Below are 21,163 nucleotides of genomic sequence, written 5' to 3'. Positions count from 1 at the left end.
TTAATATTTTTCAAATCTGGCAACATCTAAGATAAATACAGTTGCCCCTCCAACTTCAACGCTTGCAGAATAAGTAGTAAGAGGACTTTCCATAAATGAAGCATCAACAGGAGTAGAAACAACCTGTTCTCTTTTTTTACATATTTTTTTCATTATTTCAAGAGCTCTTTCAACCTTTTCATCTTCTGTTCCTATCATCAATGTAACATTTTTTAGTTTTAGAAATCCGCCCATTGTACTTAGTTTAGTTACTTGGTAACCTTCATCTGTAAGCGCATCCGATAAAATAAATGCATCTTCATTTTGAACAATCGCTATTATTAATTTCATTGTATTACCTCCTAAATTATTTTTAATTCTTTTGTATAAATCATTATTAATTTCTTCAATACTTTTTAATTTATTATCCTCTACACATTCAATTCTTTCAAAACCGTAATTTTTTATAAGAAAATTTACATTTTCATAAGCAGACATTAAATATTCAAAATTACTTTCGTGAATATCTTTTTCATGCTCATTTGTAAATTTATTATCTCTGTCTTTTATAAGTTTTTGAGAAACTTTAGGGTCAATATCCAAGAAAAATATTTTATCAGGAGTAGGAATTTTAAACATATTATATTCATAATCCAACAGCCAATTTAAAAATTCTTCTCTTTTCTTTATATCTTTTATTTTACAACCTTGATGAAGCATATTTGAAGTTACATATCTATCTGCAATAATTATTCCACCATTATTATAAAATTCTTCATATTCCTTTTTATATGTTGCATATCTATCAACGGCATAAAATGTAGAAGCAACTTTTGGATCTATATCTTCTGCATTACTTCCAAAATCACCGTTCAAATACATTTTCACCAAAGCTGAAGAATCACTTTCATAATTTGGATAACTTGCCCTTAAAACATTGTATCCTTCTTCTTTTAGTCTTTTAACTAAAAGTTCACTTTGTGTTTGCTTTCCACTTCCATCAAGCCCTTCTATTACAAATAGTTTTCCCTTAGCCATTATTTCTCCTTAATAACATTTATAAATTCATTTTCTATTCCTAGAATCGTTTGTTTATCTTTTATTTCTTTTATATAATCTATTATTTCCTTATTAATTATTTCCCCCGGAGTAAGTATAGGATATCCTGGAGGATAAGGAACTATAAAATCATAGCTTACACACCCTAAACTATCATCTATTTTCACTCTTTCCTTTTCAAAAGAAAGAGTTTTTCTCATAGAATATTTTATTATAGGTTCATTATGTTTAAAAATAATATCCCTTTTTTTGCTTACACTAGTTTTATATGTTTTATTGATATCTTTTAATGCACTAATTAAACTATCAATATCACTTTTTTTACTAAGCAGTCCAAGATATACCAAAACATATTTTTCTGTTGAACATTCTGTAAATATATCATAATTATTCTCCAGTATTTCTGATAATGAATAACCATCAAAACCAGTATTATCAACACCTATACATAATTTTGTATAATCATGAATATCACTATTAAATTCTTCCAAATAAAAATTTGTATTTTCTTCTATCTCTTTTTTTGCACCAGTATACCATTCTTTTATTTGACTTAATATACTTTCTCCTTTTTCTTCTGCAAAGGATACCGCTTCTTCTACACTTTGCAAAAACAAAAATGAAGGAGATGTTGAAGTTGTCATCTTGAAAAATAATTTCAACCTTTGAATATCAATTATATCACTGTTTATATGTAAAAGTGAAGTTTGAGTTAATCCAGATAGTGTCTTATGCATAGATGTAATTACAATATCACTCTGTGCGGTAAGTGCTGAAGCAGGATATTCCTTACTAAAAGAAAAGTGCGCTCCATGAGCCTCATCTACAATTATTATAATTTCTCTATTTATTTCTTTTATTCTTCTACATAAACTTTTTATATCAATTGAATATCCAAAATAACTTGGATATGTTATAAATACTGCTTTTATATCTTTATTTTTATTTAATGCAGATATATATTCTTCTTCACTTATTCCAATATCATTATTCTTTGGATAAATATAAATAGGATTAGCATCACTTAAATATAAACCATAATATGATGAAATATGACTATTTCTTGGAATCAATATTTTATCATTTTCTTTTAAGGAATATAAAATGGAACTTATAATCCCTCCTGTGCTTCCATTTACTAAAATAAAAGAATATTTTGTATTAAAAATATCAGATATTTTATTTTGTAAATTCAGAATAACATCACTTGGAGATAATAAATTATCATTAAATGAAAGTTCTGTTAAATCTTTTAAATAAAAATCATTTACTCTTCCTTTATGTCCCGGCATATGAAGTCTTACGGGATTTTTATGTATATATGTTCTTATTCTTTCATTAAGTTCTTTTTTCATACAACCCTTTTCTTTTGATATATTTTAAATTATTATATCATAAAATAAAATGATAAATTTAATTATTAATATTTAATTTCAATAAAATATATAAATATTCATAATAAGGTGATATAATATCATAAAATGTAAATAATGAATATAAAGGAGGTCTATTATGGCTAATCAAAATATCGTGACAATAACAAATGAAAATTTTGAAACTGAAGTTTTAAATAGTGATAAACCTGTTATGGTTGATTTTTGGGCAACTTGGTGCGGTCCATGCAGAGGTCTTGCTCCAACAATAGATGAAATTGCTGAAGAATATTCTAATAAAATTAAAGTATGTAAACTTGATGTTGATACAAATCAAGAACTTGCAATTCAGTTTAGAGTAATGAGCATTCCTACAGTTATCTTCTTTAAAGGCGGAGAACAAGTAGCAAGAGAAGTGGGAGCATATCCAAAAGAAAAATACGTTGAAATAATCAATTCATTATAAAAAAAGCACCATAAGGTGCTTTTTTTATAACAGTTTATATTTTATTATTTTATATAAATGTTATTACAAATTAATAATTAATATATTTTTTATTTCAAAAATACTAAAAAAAGAAGAAGGATATCTCCTTCTTTTTTTATAAAACTTTGTTTAAAAAGTCTTTAGTTCTTTGATTTTGAGGATTTCCGATTACTTCTGAAGGTGGTCCTTGTTCGATAATAATACCTTCATCCATAAATATAACCCTATCCGCTACTTCTCTGGCAAAACCTATTTCGTGAGTAACAATTACCATTGTCATCCCTTGAGCAGCAAGTTCTTTCATAACACTTAAAACTTCCCCAACCATTTCTGGGTCAAGGGCAGAAGTAGGTTCATCAAACATCATTATGTCAGGCTCCATTGCAAGCGCTCTTGCTATAGCAACTCTTTGTTGTTGTCCACCTGAAAGTTTCTTAGGATATACGTCTGCTTTTTCAGCAAGTCCTACTCTTTCAAGAAGTTCCAAAGCTTTTTTTTCTGCTTCTTCAGGTGTTTTTAATTTTAAATCTACCGGAGCAAGCATAATATTTTTTTTAACAGTTAAATGAGGGAAAAGATTAAATTGTTGGAATACCATTCCAATATTTTCTCTCATTTTATTAATATCGTTTTTCTTATCTGTTATCAACTTACCGTCAATTTCGATTTCACCTTTAGTTGGAACTTCTAAAAGATTTAAACATCTTAAAAAAGTACTTTTACCTGAGCCGGAAGGACCGATTATGCAAACAACTTCGCCTTCTTTTATTTCAAGATCTATTCCTTTTAAAACTTCTAACTTTTTAAAATATTTATGTAGATCTGTTACTTTTAATTTACTCATTGGTTACTCTCCTTTCAATGTAATTAGAAATCATAGAAAGTATAGTAATCGCTACCAAATACATTATACCTACTATAGTCCATGTAGCAAATGAATTCATTGTTCTTCCGATATAAATATTGGCTTGATATACTACCTCGCCTAAACTAATAACAGAAATAATAGATGTATCCTTTAGAGTAATAATAAACTGATTTACAAGAGAAGGAATACATATTTTAATAGCTTGAGGTAATATTACCTTTATCATAGCTCTGCTTTTAGGTAAACCCAAACTTCTCGCTGCTTCCATTTGACCTTTATCAACAGCTTGAATACCTCCTCTAAAAATTTCAGACATATATGCACCGGCATTTAAAGAAAGAGTTATTAAACCGGCTGCATAAGCAGTAAGTCTAAAATCCATACCAAAAGATTGTATTAACTGAGGAATACTAAAGTATACAAAGAAACATTGTACCAAAAGCGGTGTTCCTCTTATAATCCATAAATAAAATTTAGATATAGCTTTAAAAGGTTTAAAACTTGATAACCCCATAATACAAGAGATAAGCCCTAAGAAAAACGCTATTATTAATGATATTATTGTTATTTGTATTGTCATTGCAAACCCTTCAAAAAGTAATGGGGCTGCTTCAGTAAAAACCTCTATTAAATTCATTAAATCACTCCAACTATTTTTTTATTTCTATTTATCTGCAATATATTTATCTAATATTTTTTGATATTCTCCACTATCTTTAATATTTTTTAAACCTGTATTGAACATTTCAATTAGTTCTGCATTTTTACCTTTTAATACAGCAAAACCATAAGAAGAACCTTTTTCCATGTCTGTTACCATTTTTAACCCGTTACCTTGAGAGATACCATAACCCATTACAGGATAATCTTCAAAACAAGCTACAGTATTTCCAGTTTTAACATCTTCGTACATTTTTGGAGAATCTTTAAAGTAAGAAATTTCGAAACCATATTTATCTTTTATAGATTCAGCAAAAGTAGCACCTTCTGTACCTGTTTTACAAGCTACTGTTTCACCTTTTAAATCTTCATAGCTTTTGATTGTTGTATTATCAGCTTTAACAGCCATAACTACACCAGAATCATAATATGGTTCAGAGAAGTCATATTTTTCTTTTCTTTCATCTGTTATACTCATACCTGCAATTACTGCGTCAGCTTGATTTGATTCTAAAGCTGCAACTGCTGCATCAAAACCTAAAGATTGAAGTTCATAATTAAAACCTTGATCTTTTGCTATTGCATCAAGTAACTCAACATCAATACCAGTGAAATTATTGTTTTCATCTGTAAATTCAAATGGTGCGAATGTTGTATCTGTAGCAATTATATAAGTTTTTTCTCCGTTTGCAGAATCATCTTTAGATCCACAAGCTGTAAATCCTATAAGCATTCCTACAACTAACAAGCATGCTAATAATTTTTTTCCTTTTTTCATTTTCTTCCTCCTTTAATCTAAAATGATAAAATACTAGTTCTATTATAACTTATTACGTTAAAAATACCAAATACTTTTATAAAATAAAGCTAATTTTTTTAATTTTTAAATTAAATAAATTATATTTACTTTATTTAATTAAACAAATTTAATAATTAAGTTTATTTTTTACGTAATTTTTACCAAACTGTATACTTTTTTGAATAGCCGTTTTTAATTCTTCAATTGAATCAAAAGCTCTTTCTTCTCTTTCAAATTCTAAAAATTCTACTTTGATTTTTTTGCCATAAATATCTCTATCGAAATCAAATATGTTTGTTTCTACTCTTGGGGTTTCTCTAAATGTAGGATTTACACCTACATTACTTATTCCATAAAAGACTTCGTTATCTATTGTAACTCTACTTACATAAACGCCTCTTTTTGGCATAACTTTTAATTCATCTGGAAAAATATTTGCAGTTGGTATTCCTATCTGTCTTCCAAGATGTTTACCTTCACAAACTATACCTTCCACCATATAAGGTCTGCCTAAAAATTTATTGGCTTTTTGTATATTACCGTCTTTTATATAATTTCTTATTGCAGTAGAACAAACTCTTTCATTGTCAATCTTAAATTCATCTACGACTTTAATTTCAAATCCTTTTTCCTTTGAAAGCTTTTTAAGTAATTCACTATTTCCGCTTCCGTTTTTTCCAAAGTGATAATTAAAACCAACTTTCATTTTTTGCATATTAACATTATCTAAAACAAGATTTACAAATTCTGTATCTTTTAAATTCATAAAATCATAGTCAAAAGATATAATAAATAAATAATCAATTCCCATATTAGCCAAATACTCTATTTTTTCATCCATAGTCATAAGTCTTTTAGGAGATTGTTGTTTATTTATTAAATCCATTGGGTGTTTGTCAAATGTAACAACGCAGTTTTTTAAACTTTTGTCTTCTTCTTCTATAATTTTCTCATGTCCCAAGTGTATTCCATCAAAATAACCAAAGGCCATAGATAATTTTTCTTTTTTATCAGCTTCACCAAACGAATGAAATATTTTCATTATTTTTGTTCCCCGTATAAAATCTTAATTGGTCTTATTAGTACGTTTTCTTCTTCGACTCTTTTGCCTACACCGATAAACTTATCATCCAAATATAACCTTACCAATGAATTCTCTTTTATTTCACTGACATTTGTTAAAATATTTTTTTTAATCAAAGCATTACCGTTTAATATGATTTTACTGCTTTTTGGATTAATATCTACTCTCTCTAAATCCTTTAAAAACAAATCATCATCTTGCAAAACATCTTTTAATCGACCGCTAACTACTTTTTCTTCAAGTTCACTTAATGTAACACTGTTTTCTATATTTAGCGCTCCGTTCTTTGTTCTTATAAGACCACTCATAACAGCTCTTGTTCCAAGTTCCTTACCTATATCGCTTATTAAACTTCTTATATAAGTCCCTTTTGAACAGGAAACTTTTATGGTAGCATATCTTGGCAAATCGGTATCTACAACTTCAATATCATTTATATAAACTTCTCTGGATGGAATTTCAACATCCTTTCCCTCCAATGCATATTTATATAAAGGTTTTCCTTTTACTTTTATGGCAGAATATATAGGAGGAGTCTGAGTTATTTTGCCTTTAAACTTATTAATAGCAAAAACAAACTCATCCAATGAAAAATTTGGAAGAGAAACTTCTCTTGTAGCGGTCCATATATCATAACTGTCGCTTTCTTTTCCAAATTCTATCTTTGCAATATATTCTTTTTCAAAAGCAGTAATATAACTGGAAAGTTTTGTGCTTCTACCTACAAGTACTCCCATTACTCCAGTTGCCATAGGATCAAGTGTACCACTATGTCCGATTTTTTTTTCGCCAAGAATCTTTCTTACCTTAAAGCAAACATCATGACTTGTCATGTTTTGCTCCTTGTTAATGCAAATTACACCGTTTATCAAATTAAACCTCTAAATCAATATCTTTAAGTATTGTTAAAATTTCGTTTTTATCTCCTTCAAAAGTAAATCCGGCAGCTTTAACATGTCCTCCACCGCCAAATTCTTTTGCTATTTCAGCAGCATTAACATTTCCACCACCGCTTCTTAAAGAAACTTTAAAAGAGTTTTCATCTGCTCTTTTTACAAGTGCAGCAAGTTTACATCCTTTAATATATCTAATAGCATCAATTAGTCCATCAGTATCAGTATTTTCATTTATACTTTCATCATCAAGCACCATAACCAAAATTTGATTATTGTTAAAAGCATAAATACTTTCTAAAGATTTTTTTCTTATAATCAAACTTTTTAAATCTTTAAGTTTAACCATTTCATTAATCTTACCTTGATCAACACCAAGTTTTAAAAGTTTACTTCCAATAATATGAGTTGTAGGAGTAGTGTTTGAATAAGAGAAATTACCTGTATCAGTTGATATTGCTACATATATAAGACTTGCAATATCTAAAGGCAATGTCCCAAGTATTTTAGAGCTTATTGCAAAAACAAGCTCTCCGGTTGCAGCGGCTTTTTCGCTTACAACATTTATATCTCCATATTTTGCATTTGTTACATGATGATCTATTACTATTGTTTTATTGCATAAGTTTCTTAAATCATTTCCGAATAAATAATCTTCACTACTTGAATCCATTGAAAGACAAACATCATAGTTTGCTTTCAAATCATCTAATTTTGCAACTTCCTCTTCCAAAATCATATCTTCTAAATTTACAGGAATAGGTGTTTGAACATATAAATCAACATCTTTACCTATAAGTTTAAGTGTTTTTTTCATTGCAAGTGATGATCCTAGAGCATCACCGTCAGGATTTTTGTGAGTAAGTATTAAAAATGTATTGTTATTTTCAAGAATTTCTATAAATCTATCTATCATTTTATTCATCCTCTTCAAGATTTAAACCTGCTAAAACTTCGTCTATATGCATCGCATAATCTAAAGAATCATCAAGTTCAAAAATAAGTTCAGGAGTATTTTTTGTTTGTAAAACTTTTGATATAGACTTTCTTAAAAAGCCCTTAGCTTTATCAAGCACTCCAATAATTTCTTCTTTCTTATTATTTTCTCCCATTATACTTACATATACTTTTGCATATTTTAAATCGGGAGTTGCTTTTACTCTTGTTACACTTATTATTGCTTCTTTTAATCTTGGGTCTTGAAGTTCAAGCTCGATTAAAAGCGATAATTCGTTTTTAATCAGCTCGTTTACTCTTTCTATTCTATATCCCATAAGGTTTTTTACTCTCTTTCGATTTCTTCCATTTTGAATGTTTCAAAAACATCTCCAACTTTAATATCATTAAAGTTTTCAACACCAATACCACATTCATATCCTGATTGTACTTCTCTTACATCATCTTTAAATCTCTTAAGAGAAGCTATTTCACTTTCAAATATAACTACACCGTCTCTTATTATTCTTATCTTGTCATTTCTGTTAATAACACCTTCAGTAACATAAGAACCGGCTACCAAACCAATATTTGGAACCTTAAAGGTTTCTCTTACTTCAGCCATACCAACAATAACTTCCTTAAATTCAGGATCAAGTAAGCCTTTAAGCGCTTTTTCGATTTCTTCCATTACATGATAAATTACATTGTAACTTCTTATTTCTACTTCTTCTTTTGCAGCTGCTGTCTTTGCATTTGCTTCAGGTCTTACGTTAAATGCAATAATAAGAGCATTTGAAGCAGCGGCTAATGTAACGTCACTTTCTGTAATAGCACCTACACCACCGTGAATTACGCTTACTTTAACACCATCTTCATTATCATTTAATTTTTCAAGAGATTGTGTTAATGCTTCTAATGAACCTTTTACATCGGCCTTAACAATAAGTTTTAATTCCTTAAGTTCGCCTTCGCTTATTTGATTGAATAAATCATCTAAGCTTACAGGTCCGCTCTTCTTAAGCGCATTTTCTCTCATTATAGCTTTTCTTCTTTCGGCAAATTTTCTTCCTTCTCTTTCATTTTCAGCAACAAAGAATTTTTCACCAGCATTAGGAACTTCATTAAATCCTAAAATTTCAATAGCTGTAGATGGTCCTGCGACTTTTATTTTATTCCCTTTATCATCCATCATGGCTCTTACTTTACCGTATACATCGTTACATACAACAGTATCACCGTCATTTAAGATACCTGACTTAACAAGAAGTGTTGCAACAGTACCTTTTTGTTTATCAAGTCTAGCTTCAATAACAGTACCTACGGCAGGTTTGCTTGGATGAGCTTTTAGTTCTTCCACTTCTGCTACAAGAAGTATCATTTCAAGTAAATCTTCTATACCTTGTCTTTTCTTTGCAGAAATTTTAACGCAAATTGTATCCCCACCCCAATCTTCACTTACAAGTCCATACTCAGTAAGTTCTTGCATTACTCTATCAGGGTTTGCACCAGGTTTATCTATTTTGTTTATTGCAACAATAATAGGTACCCCTGCATCTTTGGCATGGTTTATAGCTTCAACTGTTTGAGGCATAACCCCATCATCAGCAGCTACTACAAGTACTGCTATATCTGTAACAGATGCACCTCTTGAACGCATAGCTGTAAAAGCTTCATGTCCAGGAGTATCAATAAATGTGATTTTTTCATTATTGATTGTAATTGTATAAGCACCAATATGTTGTGTAATACCACCGGCTTCACCTGCAATTACGTTTGTATGTCTTATTGCATCAAGTAAAGATGTTTTACCATGGTCAACATGTCCCATTACTGTAATAATAGGTGGTCTTTTTACAAGTTCATCTTCATTTTGATAATGAGAATCAAATAAATCATCAATTGCTTTATTTTCATCTTCAAGGTTACATGTGATTTCAAATTCTTCGCAAACAATAGAAGCAGTATCAAAATCAATTGATTGATTTAAGTTTGCCATTACTCCATATCCCATTAAAACTTTTATGACTTCTGTTGGAGCTTTATTTATTTTAGCGGCAAGTTCACCTACAGTAATTCCATCAGGAATTGTAATTTCGCTAATTAAAGAATTTTCTAATTGTTTTTCTTCTTTTTCTATTTTGCTTTTCTTTTTATATTTAGACTTAGAAACCTTAGATTTCTTTGAGTTATCAATAAATTTAGGAACTACTTCTTTTTTATCTTTTTTATTTTTCTTATTTTTCTTTGAACCGTAGCCTTTTTCATTCTTTTGATTTCTGTTGTCATTTTTCTTGTTTTTAAATTTTTCACCTTTTACAACATTATCATTACTATCATCATTATTGTCGTAATCATAATGTTTGTTGCTTTTCTTAGGTTTGTTTTTATTATTCTTCTTTTCTTCGTTATATATTACAACAACTTCAGGTTCTTTTTCTTCCTTATTTTCAGGTTTTACAAAACGATTATTTTTATTGTTTTTTTGATTATCCTTTTGTTTTTTATCAACAGGATTTTTTCTTTCTTCTTTATTTGGTTTTTCCTCTTCGTTTTGCTCTTGTGTTTTATTAACAGGTTTATTTTCTTTATTTTTTAAATAATCCTCTTTATTAAAATTATTTCTAAAATATTTTTCTTGTTGAGCACTTACAGCACTCATATGATTTTTTACGGGAATACCCATATTTTTCATTATTTCAGCAAATTCTTTACTTGGAAAGCCATATTCTTTAGCCATATCGTAAACTCTCATACTAAAAAACCCTCCTTACTTTATTTTATATACTTTAAAACCTCTTCTTTTAGAGGAGTAATATCTTCATTAGTAAGATTCATATTAAGTGAATTGTTTATTATTTTTGCATTTACCATTTTTTCTATGCAATCGGGATTTTTACAAATATAAGCTCCTCGCCCATTCATTTTCCCGCTTTTATCAAAAACAACTTTGTTATTTTCCTTATCTCTTACAATCCTTAATAAATCTCTTTTATTAAATTTTTCTCTGCAAATCAAGCAAGTTCTAAGTGGTGTTTTTTTCATATTCCACCTCTTATATTATTCTTCATCATCAGAAAGTAAAACTTCTTCAACACTGTCTAAAATATTTACTTCACTATCAGCGTTTTCACTTTCAAATTTGCTTTTGCTTTTAATATCAATCTTCCAACCTGTAAGTCTTGCAGCAAGTCTTACGTTTTGTCCGTCTTTACCTATTGCAAGAGAAAGTTGAGAATCATCTACAACAACCATTGCAGAATTTTTTCCGTCGTTTTCTTCTGTTTGTAAAATATCAACTTTTAAAACTTCGGCAGGAGCTAATGCATTTTTAATGTATTCAACAGGATCTTCGCTCCATTTAATAATATCGATTTTTTCTTCACCGATTTCATTTAAAACATTTTGAATTCTGATTCCTTTAGGACCTATACATGTTCCAACAGGATCGATTTGTTCATCTTCAGAATAAACAGCAAGTTTACTTCTGCTTCCTGCTTCTCTTGAAATTGATTTAATTTCAACTAATCCATCTGCAATTTCTGCAACTTCTTCTTCAAATAATCTTTTAACAAGTCCAGGATGAGTTCTTGAAAGAATAATTTGAGGTCCCCTTGTTGTTATTATTACATCTGCAACATAAACTTTAAGTCTCATTCCAGGATGGTAATGTTCACTTTTTACTTGATTTTGGCTGTTCATTATACCTTCAGCTTTACCTAAATCAATATGGATAATTCTGTTTTGTTCAATAACAGGTTCTCCGTGAATCATTTTCTTTACTTCTTTATATTCTTCTCTTTGAATAACACCACTTACCATTTCATCTTTTTTCTTCATGAATGTATTGCTGATGATATTTCTTTCTGATTCTTTAAGCTTTTGAATAATAAGTTGTTTTGCATTTTGTGTTGCAATTCTTCCAAAGCCTTTTGGATCAATATGAGTTATAACACTTCCTCCAAGAACGGCGCTTTTATCAAGAACCAATGCTTCGTGAAGTGAAATTTCCTTATCGTCATCTTCAACTTCTTCTACAATTTCTTTTGAATAAAAAGCATCAATAGCCCCTGTTGTTCTATTTATGTTTACAACCAAATCAACATTGCTTCTTGTATCTTTTTTATAAGCAGCAACAAGTGCTTGTTCAACTGCTACTATAATTTCTTCTTTATCTATACCTTTTGCTTTGTTAATTTCATCTAATGCTTCAATAAAATCTTTTAAAGAATGATCTGCTTCTTGTTTTTTCTTTCTTGCCATTTTTTTACTCCTTAATTAAAATTTAAAATCAAAACTCAAATTAACTTTACTTATATCTTCTTTTGGAATTGCCATATGATCATCATCTACCAAAACTAAAACTTTTCCGTCTTCATACCCTTCCAAAATACCACTGAATTTTTTTCTTCCGTCCACTGACTTAAAAAGTGCAACATCTATCTTTTTACCCGTAAACTTTATAAAATCTTTTTCTTTTTTTATAACTCTGTTTACTCCGGGAGAAGATACTTCCAAAATATATTCTTCTTCTATTATGTCTTCTTCATCAAGCATATCTGATATAAGTCTTGTTACATTACTTATATCATCAAGATTGACTCTCCCTTCAATTCTTTCAATATATAATCTTAAAACTTTGTTGTTTCCTTCTTTTTTAAATTCTATATCAACAAGTTCAAGCCCATTTTCACTTAAGATATTTTCACTTAAAGCTTCAATTTTATCTGTAATTTTCAATATAAAGCCTCCTAAATAAAACAATATAAAACAATGAGTGGACATACGCCCACTCATCTAGCCTGAATTATTATACACCTTAAAATATAAAAAAGCAATAAAAAAGCCTCATTTTTATGATTAAACCAATGTTTTAAGGTAAAAAAACATGTAAAAACATAAAAAAAGAAGCATAAAAATGCTTCTTTAAAATTAATCTTCAATTATTTTTACATAAAATCTTCTGTGTCTTGGACCATCAAATTCAGCAAAGTATATACCTTGCCATGTACCAAGCAACAATTCATTATCTTTAACTATAATAGTTTCGCTACACCCTACAACACTGGTTTTTATATGAGCAGTACTATTACCTTCATAGTGTCTAAATTCTCTCATATCAGGGAAAAACTTATCAAAGGCAAATAACATATCCCCAACAACATCAGGATCTGCAGCTTCATTTATTGTTATTCCTGCGGTTGTATGAGGAGAAAATACTGTACATAAACCATTTTGCACTTTGCTTTCCTTAAGTGCACTTTTAACCATATCCGTTATATTATGGAAATTTTCATTATCAGTTCTAAGATCAAATTCAAAAAGCATAACAAACTCCTTAATAATATAATTTCTTATTACATTATAACATTAATTATTAAAAAAGTTATCGGAATCATTATAATGTTCGTTAAAATTAAAGTCATGATTATTATTAAAAAGATTATAGTGACTTGTTGTAGTATAATAAATTGTTCCAGCAAACAACAATATAACCATAACCGCTAAAACAACAGCTCGAATTTTTCTATTTTGATATAAAAGAAACAATCCAATAACAACCAAGAATAAAGGCCACATTAAATCTATTGCTTTTACAAATCCAGAAAAAGAGAGAATATAAATATCAAGCAAATTTAAGATGCATCCGGCACCAATAACTATTAAAAGAGTTCCAAGTATTATTTTTAGATTTCTATTCATGATTTTCATTAACCTCTTCTCTCATTTTCTTTATTTCTTCAATTGTAAATTCACCTTTATCAGAGTCATTTTCGGTTTCTTTGATTTCTTCTTTTATATTTAAATCTTTACCTTGCTCTTCTTTTATAATGTTTTCTTTTTCGCCCCTATTATCTTCCTTAATATTATTTTCTTCTTTTTCAACGTTATTCTTTTCATTATTTGCATTATGAACATCATCATAATTTATATTGTTCACATTTTCATAATTAACATTTTTATTTTTTTCTTTAAATGGAACACTTGAAACAATTAATAGAAGCCCTGCAATCAACAAACAAACAGGAACGATAAAATCTGACATATATTTTGGAAGTACATTCCCAAGAAATAAAATAACACCTATTACAACTAAAAACAAACCTATCTTTTGTTGATTTTTATTTTTGTTAATTTTATCACCCTCAAAATTATATACTCCAGCATTAAAATTTGTATTATAATCATTTACACCAGAACCGTTAGAGTAAAAAGAAGAAAACTTTTTACTATGCATTGTATATTCTCTTATAGGCTCATAAGGAATTAAAAAACAAAGTAAAAGATATATAAAAATAAGAATACCACTTGTAACAATCCCTAAAATTATTGCTACTATTCTTATTATTATAGAATCTACATCAAAATACTCTCCTATACCCCCGCATACTCCCCCAAACCATTTATCATCTCTGCTTTTATATAGTTTTTTTTCATTCATATCAAAGATGTCCTCCAAAGCAAATTTATATGTTTATATAATATATAAATATTATTAAATTTGCAATTAATCTAACATTAAAAACCCATTAAAATATTTTATGTTATAACGCATATTGTTTTTGCTTTTAATATAACCCCATGATATAATTTAGTTAATGTTAAGCCTTAAGAATGGAGATTATATGAATAAACAAGAACAAATTTTAAATGACTTTTTAGTTGAAATATTTAATGAGATACTGAAAGTTGAAGGTAATGCTTTAAAAAAAGGTAAGTTCAAAAATCTTTCAATAAGAGAAATGCACGTAATAGAAGCTGTGGTAAAAAACGAGAAAGCCGGAAATAATACATCTTCAAACATTGCAAAATCATTAAATATTACTCCTGGAACATTAACCATAAGCGTTAACGCACTTGAAAAAAAAGGTTATTTAAAAAGAGAAAGAAACGATGAAGACAAGAGGGTAATAAAAATTTATGCAACAAAACTTGGACACGAAGTAGAAAAAAATCATGCACAATTTCACGAAAACATGGTAAGAGAAATGCTTAATTTCTTCCCGGAAGAAAAAAGAGAAGTTCTTATTCAAGCTGTAGTTGAACTTGAAAAATTCTTTACAAATAAAAGTAAGGCAGGTGAATAAAATGGTAAGAATAATTGTAGACAGTACATGTGATTTAAGCAAAGAAATTGTAGAAAAACTTGATATTACGGTAGTACCTTTAACGGTAAGATTTGGCGATGATGAATTTTTAGATAGTGTTAATATTTCTAATGATGAATTTTATCAAAAATTACTTTTAGCACACGACAATCTTCCAACCACATCACAACCAAGCCCTATAAAGTTTAAAGAAGTATTTGAAAAATATATAGCACAAGGTGATGAAATAGTAGCAATAATGGTATCTTCAAAATTAAGCGGTACCATGCAGTCTGCAACAATAGCAAAAAAGGAAGTAGATGAAGATAAAATTTATATTGTAGATTCAAAAATTGCAAGCTTAGGAACATATCTTCTTATAAATGAAGCCGTAAAAATGAGAGACGAAGGCAAAAGTGCCAGTGAAATTGCAATAAAAATAGAACATATGACAAATAATTTAAGACTATTCGTATGCTTAAATACCTTAAAATATTTAATGTACGGAGGAAGAATATCTAAAACAACAGCTGCAATAGGCGAGATGTTAAATATCAATCCAGTATTAAAGGCAGTTGACGGAGAACTTGTACAGGAAGGAAAAGTAAGAGGCAAAAAATTATCTTACAAATTCATGTTTGAAAGAGTAAAAGATAATATTGACTATTCTTATCCTGTAACATTTGGTCATTCTCATGCACACAAGGCAATTGAAAACTTTAAAGATTTCATGTATAAACACCTTCCAATAGAAGAAAGCGAAATAATATCAATAGGCCCGACAGTTGGAACCTATGCAGGACCAGGGGCAATAGGCATTGCTTACATACAAAAACAAGATGAAGAAGAATAAATAAAAACACACCAAAAGGTGTGTTTTTTATATTGTTACTGATTTTTATCAACTTTTGCATATCTAAATTTTGATAATCATTTATAAATTTGTATTAAAAAAAGAGTTTTTCTCATCTAAGTTTATTGATAAAAAATCATTAATTTCATCCATAAACTATAATATTATAAAAAAGAGTTTTAGAATTTTCTAAAACTCTTTTAATATTTATGCTTCAACTGTTTCAGCCTCAAGTGTTTCTTTTAAATTCATATTTGCTTGAGAAAGCATAAGCTTAATTCTGTTAAGCTGGTTAACTTCACTTGCTCCAGGGTCATAGTCTATTGCAACTATATTTGATAAAGGATACATTTCTCTTATTTTCTTAATTACCCCTTTACCAACAACGTGGTTTGGAAGACAACCGAAAGGCTGTGTACAAACAACATTATTTACACCTGATTTAATAAGTTCCAAAATTTCACCTGTTAAGAACCAGCCTTCACCTGTTTGATTACCAACAGACACAACATCATTTGCATAATAAGCAAGTTTATTTATTTGATTTGGAGCATTAAAGTGTACACTTTTTGCACATTCTTCTTTATAAACTTTCCTGTATGTTTCTATAAAGTTTATTCCTAAATTGGATATTGTTGCGCTAATTTTCTTCATACCAAGTTTATCTGATTTAAAGTTGTTGTTATAGAAACAGTATAGTAAGAAATCAAGAAGATCAGGCATAACGGCTTCCGCTCCTTCTTTTTCAAGTAAGTCTACCAAATGATTATTTGCACCAGGAAGGAATTTAACAAGAATTTCACCTACTATTCCAACTTTTGGTTTAACTTCATTTGTAATTGGAAGTTCATCAAACTCTCTTATAATATTTCTTATGTTTTCATGGAAAACTTTTTTAGAAGAACGAGGTTTTGATAAATCTTTTATACATTTTTCTTCCCATTTTTTATGAAGTAAATCCGCAGAACCTTTTACTACTTCGTAAGGTCTCATTCTATATAACACTCTCATAAACAAATCGCCGTAAACAACAGCTTGCAAACCTTTGTTTAAAAGTTTAGGTGTTATTTTAAAACCTTCGTTTGTTTCTATTCCGTTTGCATTTAGAGAAATTACAGGGATATGTCCCATTCCGGCATTTTCAAGAGCTCTACGAATAAATCCGATATAGTTTGTCGCTCTACATCCTCCACCTGTTTGAGTTATCATTATGGCAACTTTGTCAGTATCGTATTTACCTGAATTCAATGCTTCCATAATTTGGCCAACAACAATCAAAGAAGGATAACAAGCATCGTTATTTACATATTTTAGCCCAATGTCAACAGCTGTTTTACTGTCGTCTTGTAATGCTTCATACTTATACCCACAAGCATTAAGAGCAGCTTCAAATAATGAAAAATGTATAGGAGACATTTGAGGAGAAAGAATCGTATAATCTTTCTTCATTTCCTTTGTAAACTCAACTCTTTCATAACTTGATTTTTTTATTTTTCTCTTTGTTTTTTTCTTATCTCTTATTTTAAGTGTTGCAAGAAGCGAACGAATTCTTATTCTTGCAGCTCCTAAGTTATTTACTTCATCAATCTTAAGTACAGTATGAATTTTTCCTGCAGAAGATAATATATCTTTTACTCCGTCAACAGTAACCGCATCAAGTCCGCATCCAAATGAGTTAAGCTGTACAAGATCGATATTATCTTTTGTCTTTACAAAGCTTGCAGCTTTATATAATCTTGAATGATACATCCATTGATCCATTACAATAAGAGGTCTTTCAACTTCACCAAGATGAGAAACGCTGTCTTCGGTTAATACTGCAATGCCATAAGAATTTATCATCTTGTCAATACCATGATTTACCTCAGGGTCTATATGATATGGTCTTCCGGCAAGAACAATACCTCTCTTTCCTGTTTCGTCAAGATATTTTACTACTTCTTCACCTCTTTTAGCTATTTTTTCTCTTACACTTAAAAGTTCATCCCATGCTTTATCAACTGCTTTTGAAACATCATTTTTATCTAAGTCAAAACCTGTTTCTCCACCTTTTGTAAATTCTCTAATTATTCCTTCTTTTATTGTATTTTTATTTGTAAATGCAAAGAAAGGATTTAAAAATTTAACATTTTCACTTTCGATTTCTTCGACATTATTTTTGATGTTTTCTGCATAAGATGTAACAATAGGACAGTTATAATGGTTTCCCGCTTCAGGTGTTTCATCCCTTTCATAAGGAATACAAGGATAGAATATAGTTTTTATTCCTTGTCTTATTAAATATGTAACATGTCCATGAGAAAGTTTTGCAGGATAACATTCCGATTCACTTGGAATTGACTCAATTCCGTATTCATAAAGTTTTCTCGTAGATACAGGAGAAAGAACAACTCTAAACTTAAGCTCTTTAAATAAAGTAGCCCAGAAAGGATAGTTTTCATACATATTAAGAACTCTTGGAATACCTACAGTTCCGTTTATTGCTTCTTCCTCACTCAACGGTTCATAATCAAAAGTTATTTCATTTTTATATTCAAACAAGTTTATATCAGTCGCCTTATCTTTATGTATTCCAGCCCCTTTTTCGCATCTGTTTCCTGTTATAAACTTTCTTTTACCACCATCAAAACTATTTATTGTAAGATAACAGTTATTTGTACACCCCTTACATCTTGTTGTAACCGTAGTATATGTAAGTTTATTTATTCCTTCCAAATCAAGCATGGAAGTTTCTTTTCCTTCTTCATATCTTTCTTTCGCAATTAAAGCAGCTCCAAATGCCCCCATAATTCCTGCAATATCAGGTCTTACGGCATCATGTCCCGAAATTTTTTCAAAGGCTCTTAAAACCGCATCATTATAGAAAGTTCCACCTTGAACAACAACGTGTTTTCCAAGATCATCAGGATTTGTTAATTTTATTATTTTATATAATGCATTTTTTATAACTGAATAAGCAAGTCCTGCAGAAATATCGCTTACCGGTGCACCTTCTTTTTGAGCTTGTTTAACGTTTGAATTCATAAATACAGTACATCTTGTTCCAAGGTCTATAGGATTTTTTGCAAACAAAGCTTCTTTTGCGAAATCTTCAACGCTGTAATCAAGAGATTTAGCAAAAGTTTCAATAAATGAACCACATCCTGAAGAGCAAGCTTCGTTAAGAAGTACGTTATCAACAGAACCATTCTTTATCTTTATACACTTCATATCCTGACCGCCAATATCCAAAATACAATCAACTTTTGGATCGAAGAAGGATGCAGCATAATAATGGGCTATTGTTTCAACTTCACCTTCATCCAACATAAGAGCTGATTTTACCAAATCTTCCCCATAACCTGTTGAACATGAATAAACAATTTTTGCATCTTTTGGAAGTTTTGAATAAATATCTCTCATTGCTTTCATTGTTGTTTCTAAAACAGAACCATTATTACTACTATAGAAAGAATATAATAAATCTCCCTCTTCACTACAAAGTGCAAGTTTTGTTGTTGTAGAACCTGCATCTATACCAAGATAACAGTTTCCTTTATAGTTTTCCAAACTACCTTTTTTTACTGTATGAACAGCATGTCTTTTTGTAAATTCTTCGTAGTCTTCCTTACTTTCAAAAAGACTTTCCATTCTTTTTATTTCACTATTTAGTTTTATTTCACTATTTAATCTTGTTTCTAATTCTTCTAGTGTAATATTTTCTTTTTCTTCACTGCTTAAAGCTGCCCCTATTGCTGCAAACAAGTGTGGATTTTCAGGGGATATTACATTTTCATCTTTTAAATTAAGAGTTCTTATAAAAGCTTTTTTAAGTTCACTCATAAAATAAAGCGGCCCACCTAAAAAAGCAACATTTCCTCTAATTGGTTTACCACAAGCAAGCCCGCTTATTGTTTGATTAACAACGGCTTGAAAAATAGAAGCTGCAAGATTTTCTCTTGTTGCTCCTTCATTAATAAGCGGCTGTATATCACTTTTAGCAAACACACCACATCTTGCGGCAATAGGATATATATTTTTATAATCCTTCGCAAGTTCATTAAGTCCGTTGGCATCAGTCTTTAATAAAGAAGCCATTTGGTCAATAAAAGAACCTGTACCTCCGGCACATATACCATTCATTCTTTGTTCAATTCCACCATCAAAATAAATAATTTTTGCATCTTCCCCTCCGATTTCTATTGCAACATCGGTATTTGGATGGAATTTTCTTAGAACAGTTGAAACCGCAACAACTTCTTGGACGAAAGGAATATTTAAGTAACTTGATAGGCTAAGCCCACCTGAACCTGTTATAACCGGGTAAATTTTACAATCCCCTATTTTATATAAAGCCTCTTTTATCATACTTAAAAGAGTATCTTGAATATTTGCAAAATGTCTTTCATATTTTGAATATAAAATATTATTATCAATGTCCATAATGACTACTTTAACAGTAGTCGAGCCAATATCTACACCTAATTTATTAATTGATTCCATTACACCCCTCCCAAATAATTATCATTTATTATAATTCTTTAAATTTTAAATAGCAATAAAAAAGCCGAAAATTAGAAGCAATTTTCGACTATTTTTCATATTTATTTCATTTTTATATCAAAAAATATTATCTTTTACATGAGCATACATAACAACAAAAGTTTCTGTTGTTCCAAATTGTTGTGCTCCTTCAAGAAGCTCTGCAAGGTGAGTTGTACTTGTTACATAAGCTTTTATTATTAAAGAGTATTGTCCGGTTAAATAATAAAATTCACTTATTTCACTTGTATTATTTGCAAACTCCTTAAATTCATCATACTTACTTGCGGGCATATCTATGGTAATAAATACGGTTATCCCTTGACCAAGTTTTTCTCTGTTTATTATAGCTTTATAAGCAGTAATTATTCCTTTTTGTTCTAATCTTTTTACTCTTTCAGCAACAGCAGGAGCAGATAAGCCAAGCTCGTTTGCCAAATTCTTCATTGTAATTCTTCCGTCAACATTTAATCTTTCTAGTATTTTTCTATCAATTACATCCATTTTTTTCTTACTCCCTGGTAATAATTTGCTACTTATAAATTATATTACAACATTTAATT

The 21,163-nt window shown here is 29.4% G+C and carries 21 protein-coding genes and 1 pseudogene; 3 read left to right on the top strand and 19 right to left on the bottom strand.

The genetic code is table 11. The features are described 5' to 3' along the window. From V2W16_RS07675 to V2W16_RS07665, 3 genes and pseudogenes are all read right to left on the bottom strand, one after another. Window positions 1–330 (bottom strand): cyclic-di-AMP receptor, encoded by a 330-nt coding sequence (locus tag V2W16_RS07675; protein WP_171020594.1) that lies wholly within the window; start codon window positions 328–330, stop codon window positions 1–3. A gap of 24 nt (window positions 331–354) precedes the next feature. Beyond that, a pseudogene (locus V2W16_RS07670) lies at window positions 355–1,017 on the bottom strand (dTMP kinase); the annotation flags it as partial. Then, window positions 1,017–2,393, bottom strand: coding sequence for an aminotransferase class I/II-fold pyridoxal phosphate-dependent enzyme (locus V2W16_RS07665; protein WP_329383886.1), 1,377 nt, complete (start codon window positions 2,391–2,393; stop codon window positions 1,017–1,019). The pseudogene V2W16_RS07670 and the gene V2W16_RS07665, both read right to left, overlap by 1 nt. A gap of 157 nt (window positions 2,394–2,550) precedes the next feature. On the opposite strand from V2W16_RS07665, the gene trxA reads away from it, so the two are divergent. Next, on the top strand, window positions 2,551–2,877 hold the full coding sequence (gene trxA / locus V2W16_RS07660) for a thioredoxin (protein WP_138268784.1): 327 nt from the start codon (window positions 2,551–2,553) through the stop codon (window positions 2,875–2,877). Between the two features lie 136 nt (window positions 2,878–3,013). On the opposite strand, the gene V2W16_RS07655 is transcribed toward trxA, so the two are convergent. The 14 genes from V2W16_RS07655 to V2W16_RS07590 all read right to left on the bottom strand — a co-directional run bounded on the left by V2W16_RS07655 (window position 3,014) and on the right by V2W16_RS07590 (window position 14,580). Then, complete coding sequence (locus V2W16_RS07655; protein ID WP_138268785.1) at window positions 3,014–3,742, bottom strand: amino acid ABC transporter ATP-binding protein; 729 nt, start codon at window positions 3,740–3,742, stop codon at window positions 3,014–3,016. After that, complete coding sequence (locus V2W16_RS07650; protein WP_207669791.1) at window positions 3,735–4,403, bottom strand: amino acid ABC transporter permease; 669 nt, start codon at window positions 4,401–4,403, stop codon at window positions 3,735–3,737. The genes V2W16_RS07655 and V2W16_RS07650 overlap by 8 nt, the downstream gene beginning before the upstream one ends. A 27-nt stretch (window positions 4,404–4,430) precedes the next feature. Beyond that, complete coding sequence (locus tag V2W16_RS07645; protein ID WP_425353957.1) at window positions 4,431–5,204, bottom strand: transporter substrate-binding domain-containing protein; 774 nt, start codon at window positions 5,202–5,204, stop codon at window positions 4,431–4,433. Window positions 5,205–5,352: 148 nt separating this feature from the next. Further along, window positions 5,353–6,267, bottom strand: a complete 915-nt coding sequence (locus V2W16_RS07640; RefSeq protein WP_329383877.1) for a bifunctional riboflavin kinase/FAD synthetase — start codon at window positions 6,265–6,267, stop codon at window positions 5,353–5,355. Next, window positions 6,267–7,181 (bottom strand): tRNA pseudouridine(55) synthase TruB, encoded by a 915-nt coding sequence (gene truB / locus V2W16_RS07635; RefSeq protein ID WP_329383875.1) that lies wholly within the window; start codon window positions 7,179–7,181, stop codon window positions 6,267–6,269. The genes V2W16_RS07640 and truB overlap by 1 nt, the downstream gene beginning before the upstream one ends. A gap of 1 nt (window position 7,182) precedes the next feature. After that, on the bottom strand, window positions 7,183–8,118 hold the full coding sequence (locus V2W16_RS07630; RefSeq protein WP_171020590.1) for a DHH family phosphoesterase: 936 nt from the start codon (window positions 8,116–8,118) through the stop codon (window positions 7,183–7,185). 1 nt (window position 8,119) lies between these two features. Continuing rightward, window positions 8,120–8,476, bottom strand: coding sequence for a 30S ribosome-binding factor RbfA (rbfA, locus tag V2W16_RS07625; protein WP_138268789.1), 357 nt, complete (start codon window positions 8,474–8,476; stop codon window positions 8,120–8,122). Between the two features lie 8 nt (window positions 8,477–8,484). Then, on the bottom strand, window positions 8,485–10,893 hold the full coding sequence (gene infB / locus V2W16_RS07620; protein ID WP_329383867.1) for a translation initiation factor IF-2: 2,409 nt from the start codon (window positions 10,891–10,893) through the stop codon (window positions 8,485–8,487). 20 nt (window positions 10,894–10,913) lie between these two features. Continuing rightward, window positions 10,914–11,183, bottom strand: a complete 270-nt coding sequence (gene rnpM / locus V2W16_RS07615) for an RNase P modulator RnpM (RefSeq protein ID WP_329383865.1) — start codon at window positions 11,181–11,183, stop codon at window positions 10,914–10,916. Window positions 11,184–11,198: 15 nt separating this feature from the next. After that, entirely contained in the window at window positions 11,199–12,401 is a 1,203-nt protein-coding gene (nusA, locus tag V2W16_RS07610) for a transcription termination factor NusA (RefSeq protein ID WP_329383862.1), read from the bottom strand. 15 nt (window positions 12,402–12,416) lie between these two features. Beyond that, entirely contained in the window at window positions 12,417–12,878 is a 462-nt protein-coding gene (locus V2W16_RS07605) for a ribosome maturation factor RimP (protein WP_329383859.1), read from the bottom strand. Between the two features lie 192 nt (window positions 12,879–13,070). Further along, window positions 13,071–13,466 carry a secondary thiamine-phosphate synthase enzyme YjbQ gene (locus tag V2W16_RS07600; RefSeq protein WP_138268794.1) on the bottom strand — a complete coding sequence of 132 codons (396 nt, stop codon included), beginning with the start codon at window positions 13,464–13,466 and terminating at the stop codon, window positions 13,071–13,073. Window positions 13,467–13,508: 42 nt separating this feature from the next. Continuing rightward, window positions 13,509–13,850, bottom strand: coding sequence for a LiaF transmembrane domain-containing protein (locus V2W16_RS07595; RefSeq protein WP_329383856.1), 342 nt, complete (start codon window positions 13,848–13,850; stop codon window positions 13,509–13,511). Continuing rightward, window positions 13,834–14,580 (bottom strand): PspC domain-containing protein, encoded by a 747-nt coding sequence (locus V2W16_RS07590; RefSeq protein ID WP_329383853.1) that lies wholly within the window; start codon window positions 14,578–14,580, stop codon window positions 13,834–13,836. Before V2W16_RS07590 ends, V2W16_RS07595 begins: the two co-directional genes overlap by 17 nt. 184 nt (window positions 14,581–14,764) lie before the next feature. Between V2W16_RS07590 and V2W16_RS07585 the strand changes: the two genes are divergently transcribed. After that, a complete protein-coding gene (locus tag V2W16_RS07585) occupies window positions 14,765–15,226 on the top strand; it encodes a MarR family winged helix-turn-helix transcriptional regulator (protein ID WP_329383848.1) in 462 nt (153 codons plus the stop codon). A gap of 1 nt (window position 15,227) precedes the next feature. Next, window positions 15,228–16,079 carry a DegV family protein gene (locus V2W16_RS07580; protein WP_329383844.1) on the top strand — a complete coding sequence of 284 codons (852 nt, stop codon included), beginning with the start codon at window positions 15,228–15,230 and terminating at the stop codon, window positions 16,077–16,079. 207 nt (window positions 16,080–16,286) lie between these two features. Here V2W16_RS07580 and V2W16_RS07575 read toward each other — a convergent pair whose 3' ends face one another. Further along, entirely contained in the window at window positions 16,287–20,561 is a 4,275-nt protein-coding gene (locus V2W16_RS07575) for an acyl-CoA dehydratase activase-related protein (RefSeq protein ID WP_329383842.1), read from the bottom strand. 117 nt (window positions 20,562–20,678) lie between these two features. After that, on the bottom strand, window positions 20,679–21,104 hold the full coding sequence (locus V2W16_RS07570) for an Lrp/AsnC family transcriptional regulator (protein ID WP_138268801.1): 426 nt from the start codon (window positions 21,102–21,104) through the stop codon (window positions 20,679–20,681). Window positions 21,105–21,163: the final 59 nt, after the last annotated feature.

This window comes from Anaerofustis butyriciformans (genome assembly GCF_036289385.1).
Taxonomy (GTDB): domain Bacteria; phylum Bacillota; class Clostridia; order Eubacteriales; family Anaerofustaceae; genus Anaerofustis; species Anaerofustis butyriciformans.
The sequence above is the reverse complement of the archived record's forward strand: the minus strand, read 5'-3'. Positions and strand labels throughout refer to the sequence as shown.

Coding starts and splice junctions, on each gene's coding strand:
- V2W16_RS07675 (WP_171020594.1), bottom strand. CDS start 330: ATGAAATTAATAATAGCGATTGTTCAAAATGAAGATGCATTTATTTTA.
- V2W16_RS07665 (WP_329383886.1), bottom strand. CDS start 2,393: ATGAAAAAAGAACTTAATGAAAGAATAAGAACATATATACATAAAAAT.
- trxA (WP_138268784.1), top strand. CDS start 2,551: ATGGCTAATCAAAATATCGTGACAATAACAAATGAAAATTTTGAAACT.
- V2W16_RS07655 (WP_138268785.1), bottom strand. CDS start 3,742: ATGAGTAAATTAAAAGTAACAGATCTACATAAATATTTTAAAAAGTTA.
- V2W16_RS07650 (WP_207669791.1), bottom strand. CDS start 4,403: ATGAATTTAATAGAGGTTTTTACTGAAGCAGCCCCATTACTTTTTGAA.
- V2W16_RS07645 (WP_425353957.1), bottom strand. CDS start 5,204: ATGAAAAAAGGAAAAAAATTATTAGCATGCTTGTTAGTTGTAGGAATG.
- V2W16_RS07640 (WP_329383877.1), bottom strand. CDS start 6,267: ATGAAAATATTTCATTCGTTTGGTGAAGCTGATAAAAAAGAAAAATTA.
- V2W16_RS07630 (WP_171020590.1), bottom strand. CDS start 8,118: ATGATAGATAGATTTATAGAAATTCTTGAAAATAACAATACATTTTTA.
- rbfA (WP_138268789.1), bottom strand. CDS start 8,476: ATGGGATATAGAATAGAAAGAGTAAACGAGCTGATTAAAAACGAATTA.
- infB (WP_329383867.1), bottom strand. CDS start 10,893: ATGAGAGTTTACGATATGGCTAAAGAATATGGCTTTCCAAGTAAAGAA.
- rnpM (WP_329383865.1), bottom strand. CDS start 11,183: ATGAAAAAAACACCACTTAGAACTTGCTTGATTTGCAGAGAAAAATTT.
- nusA (WP_329383862.1), bottom strand. CDS start 12,401: ATGGCAAGAAAGAAAAAACAAGAAGCAGATCATTCTTTAAAAGATTTT.
- V2W16_RS07600 (WP_138268794.1), bottom strand. CDS start 13,466: ATGCTTTTTGAATTTGATCTTAGAACTGATAATGAAAATTTCCATAAT.
- V2W16_RS07595 (WP_329383856.1), bottom strand. CDS start 13,850: ATGAAAATCATGAATAGAAATCTAAAAATAATACTTGGAACTCTTTTA.
- V2W16_RS07590 (WP_329383853.1), bottom strand. CDS start 14,580: ATGAATGAAAAAAAACTATATAAAAGCAGAGATGATAAATGGTTTGGG.
- V2W16_RS07585 (WP_329383848.1), top strand. CDS start 14,765: ATGAATAAACAAGAACAAATTTTAAATGACTTTTTAGTTGAAATATTT.
- V2W16_RS07580 (WP_329383844.1), top strand. CDS start 15,228: ATGGTAAGAATAATTGTAGACAGTACATGTGATTTAAGCAAAGAAATT.
- V2W16_RS07575 (WP_329383842.1), bottom strand. CDS start 20,561: ATGGAATCAATTAATAAATTAGGTGTAGATATTGGCTCGACTACTGTT.
- V2W16_RS07570 (WP_138268801.1), bottom strand. CDS start 21,104: ATGGATGTAATTGATAGAAAAATACTAGAAAGATTAAATGTTGACGGA.